At 67.3% G+C, this 3,633-nt stretch carries 5 protein-coding genes; 4 read left to right on the top strand and 1 reads right to left on the bottom strand.

All coding sequences use genetic code 11. The annotated features are described in order from the left end of the window. Positions 1-398: mannosyltransferase YkcB-related protein (locus ETD85_RS60840; protein ID WP_476739316.1), on the top strand; the 398-nt coding region annotated here is incomplete at its 5' end. Positions 399-1,046: 648 nt separating this feature from the next. Here the strand turns inward: ETD85_RS60840 and ETD85_RS60855 are convergent. After that, entirely contained in the window at positions 1,047-1,439 is a 393-nt protein-coding gene (locus tag ETD85_RS60855; RefSeq protein ID WP_138698863.1) for a nuclear transport factor 2 family protein, read from the bottom strand. 92 nt (positions 1,440-1,531) lie between these two features. On the opposite strand from ETD85_RS60855, the gene ETD85_RS60860 reads away from it, so the two are divergent. The 3 genes from ETD85_RS60860 to ETD85_RS64210 form a co-directional block, all read left to right on the top strand. Further along, a complete protein-coding gene (locus ETD85_RS60860) occupies positions 1,532-2,098 on the top strand; it encodes a TetR/AcrR family transcriptional regulator (RefSeq protein ID WP_138698864.1) in 567 nt (188 codons plus the stop codon). A 127-nt stretch (positions 2,099-2,225) separates the two neighbouring features. Continuing rightward, a complete protein-coding gene (locus ETD85_RS60865; RefSeq protein WP_138698865.1) occupies positions 2,226-3,227 on the top strand; it encodes an ABC transporter ATP-binding protein in 1,002 nt (333 codons plus the stop codon). A gap of 219 nt (positions 3,228-3,446) precedes the next feature. Continuing rightward, the coding region (locus ETD85_RS64210) for a hypothetical protein (RefSeq protein WP_170247477.1) at positions 3,447-3,633 on the top strand (187 nt) is incomplete at its 3' end.

Genomic DNA, 3,633 nt, shown 5'->3' on the forward strand with positions numbered 1-3,633 from the left:
GTGGGATGGGGCGTGGCGGGATGGGCATGGGCGGATTGCTCAACGCCGGCACGCCTTCCGCTGAGCTGACCACCCTGTTGAAGAACGGCGCTTCCGGCTACACGTGGGTGGCCGCGACCGTGGGCTCCAACAACGCGGCCGGCTACCAGCTCGCCAGCGGTGGGCCTGTGATGGCGGTGGGCGGTTTCAACGGCACCGATCCTGCGCCGACGCTCGAACAGTTCAAGCAGTACGTCGCCGAGAAAAGGATCCATTACTTCATCGGCACCGGCATGGGAGGCGGCGGCCGTAGTACGGGCGGCAGCGATGAGGCGGCCCAGATCGCGGCCTGGGTCCAGGACACCTTCACGAGCACCACGGTCGGTGGCACCACCGTCTTCGACCTCACCACGGGGTGATCTGACGAATCCGTCGCCTCAATGATGCGGAGTTGAGGCGACGGATCCCGGGGTGGCGGTCCGGTGGCCACGTCGGCGACCGGTCGGCGGTCCTGCGGCCTGGCTGGTGGGTGGCTGGGGCCGAAGCCGGTGCCGGTGCCGGTGCCAGTGCCGAAGCCGGTGCTGATGCTGGTGCCGGTGTCGAAGCCGGTGCTGATGCTGGTGCCGGTGTCGAAGCCGGTGCCGGTGCTGTTGGCATGTAACTCGGGTTTGGAGGCGGCTCAGCGTGGTCGGCGGCTAAGCGTGACTAGTGGCACAGGCGGTGGCTCAGGTGGTGGCTCAGAGGGCTCAGCAGGTTCAGCCGACTCAGGGGGCTCAGAGCGCTCAGCCGACTCAGGGTGCCAAGGGTGCTCAGTCGACTCAGGGTGTTCAATCGGCTCACATGGCCCTGAGGGCCTAACCGACTCTAGTAGCCCGGGGCCTTAACCGACTCACGTGGCCCAGGGGCCTTAACCGACTCGCGTGGCTCAGGGGGCTCAGCCAGCTCACATGGCTCAGGGGCTCACATGGCTCAGGGGCTCACATGGCTCAGGGGAGCTCAATCGGCTCAGGTGGCTTGATGGGGGACGGTTGAGCGGGTGGCTGTTAAGGGGTGGTTGGGGCGCGGGGTTAGGTGGAGGCGGCGCGGACCTGGGTGATGGCGCTGGTGTCCATGTAGTCCCTGTTGTGGATGATCTGTTCGTCCCTGATCCGGAGCACCAGGAGGCCGGGGACCGTGACCGACTGGTCGCCGACCTTGACGACGACGGTCTGCTCCACGACCACCACCTCGGCGTCCTCCGTCCGGTGCAGCGCTTCCAGGCGGATTTCGTCGGTCCGGAAGGGAGCCGCGTCCCACATCGCGTGGTAGCCGGCCCGAATCGCCTCCCGCCCCTCGAACGGCGGCAGTCCGCCGAACGGGAACTCGTGCAGCGCGTCCTCCGCGTAGAGGCCGGCCAGTTCGTCGGCCGACTTGTGCAGCATCGCGTCGTGGTATCCGGTGACGATCTTGTCGATGGACATGAGGATCCCCTCGGTTCGTTCACTCAACGGGTGTTGACTCAACGAGCGTAGAGCGAAATGAGGGGAATGGTCAACGCATGTAGAGTCGGCGCGTGGGTGAGAAGGTGCTTCCGAGGGCCGAGAGGCGACGCAGGACCGAGGGCCGGATCCTTGATGCGGCCCGGTCGCTCTTCGCCGAGGTGGGGTTCGAGCGCGCCACGATCCGGGCCATCGCCAAGGCCGCCGAGGTTGATCCCGCCCTCGTGATGCAGTACTTCGGCAACAAGCAGGAGCTCTTCCAGCAGGCCGTTCGGGTGGCCCCGGTCGCGGGCCCGGAGGTGGGCGTGGAGGAGCTGGTCGAGCAGGTGCTCGGCGCACTCAACCTGAAGATGGGCGGGCTGCCGCAGAGCACGCTGGCCATGATGCGTTCCATGCTCACGCACCCCGAGGCGGCCGAGTCGGCGCGGCGGACGCTGGGACGGCAGATCGACCGGCTGGCGGAGTCGATTCCCGGTGAGGACGCACGGCTGCGGGCGGCGCTGATCGTGACGATCATGGTGGGAGTGACCATCGGGCACCAGCTGCTCGAGCTCGATGAGCTGCGCGAGGTGTCGCAGGACGACATCGCCCGCGTGCTGCGGCCCGGCCTACGGGCGCTTACTGGACCAGAAGTCTCATAACCTGCCCGTAACAAGTTATTGGAACCGGTTCCAATTCGACGGAACGCCGCTACGGTGATGGCAATCCGCAAGTAATCTTTGCGATACGTGATCCCCTGAATACTCCCTGCCATCGGGAAGGTGACCAGTGGGCGTCGAAGTCGTGGTCGACGGGTTGACCAAGTCGTTCGGTAGGCAGGTCATCTGGGAGGACGTCTCGCTCACGCTGCCCGCGGGCGAGATCTCGGTGCTGCTCGGCCCCTCGGGCACCGGCAAGTCCGTCTTCCTCAAGACGCTCGTGGGGCTCTTGCGGCCCGATCGCGGCCACATCTGGATCGACGGCTACGACCTGGCCAACTGCAACGAGAACAAGCTCTACGAACTGCGCCGGCTGTTCGGCGTGCTGTTCCAGGACGGCGCTCTGTTCGGCTCGCTCAACCTCTACGACAACATCGCCTTCCCGCTGCGCGAGCACACGAAGAGGACCGAGGCGCAGATCCGCCAGATCGTGATGTCGAAGATGGAGCTCGTCGGCCTGCTCGGCGCGGAGTCCAAGCTGCCCGGGGAGATCTCCGGCGGCATGCGCAAGCGGGCGGGCCTGGCCAGGGCGCTGGTGCTGGATCCGGAGATCATCCTGTTCGACGAGCCCGACTCCGGCCTCGACCCGGTCCGGACCGCGTACCTCAACCAGCTGATCGTCGACCTCAACGCCGAGATCGAGGCGACGTTCCTGATCGTCACCCACGACATCAACACCGCCCGTACGGTCCCCGACAGCATCGGCCTGCTCTTCAGGCGGGAACTGGTCATGTTCGGTCAGCGCGAGATGCTGCTGTCGAGCGACGAGCCGGTGGTGCGGCAGTTCCTCAACGCGAGGAAGCACGGGCCCATCGGCATGTCGGAGGAGAAGGACGTCTCCGAGCTGGAGGCCGAGGCGCAGATGGGTCAGGACCCGGGTGCGCTGCCGCCGATCCCGCCGCAGCTCATGCCGAGCGGCAACAAGATCCGCCGCACCCAGCAGCCGCCCGGCACGTGGCTGGCGGCCAACGGGGTGATCCCGCCGCAGGGGTCGTTCGTGGATGAGCGGGGGCGCAACTGGCTGGAGGAGTATCCCCGCCTGATCAACGCCCACCTCAACGGCATCAGGTAGGCCCACTCCACTCGGACCGCGCGCCAGTAAGCCCGCTCGCCTCGAACGGCGTCAGGTAATGCGGCGCATGTGGAGAGTGGACTCGGCGCGATCCGGTTGCGCGTCGCATGGGGTTGCGGTGGCGTCAGAGGGCTGGCTGGCAAGAGGGAATGGCGACGAGCGCGGGGAGACGGTTGCGCGTCCGGTGTGGGGAGAGGCGGGTGCCCGGCGCCGGGGGCCGTGCGGTGCCTGGGGTGGGAGGCGGCGGGCGATGAACTCGCCGGATGCGGCAACGCTCTCGGCGCCACGGTGGTGGACGTGACCCCGGCGGTGAGCGTGACCCTGTCGGTGGGCGTGACCTCGGTGGTGGGCGTGGCCCCGGTGGTGGGCGTGGCCCTGGTAGTGGAGCTGTCTCTTAAACACATCT

The sequence above is a fragment of the Nonomuraea zeae genome (assembly GCF_005889725.1).
GTDB classification, from domain to species: Bacteria; Actinomycetota; Actinomycetes; order Streptosporangiales; family Streptosporangiaceae; genus Nonomuraea; species Nonomuraea zeae.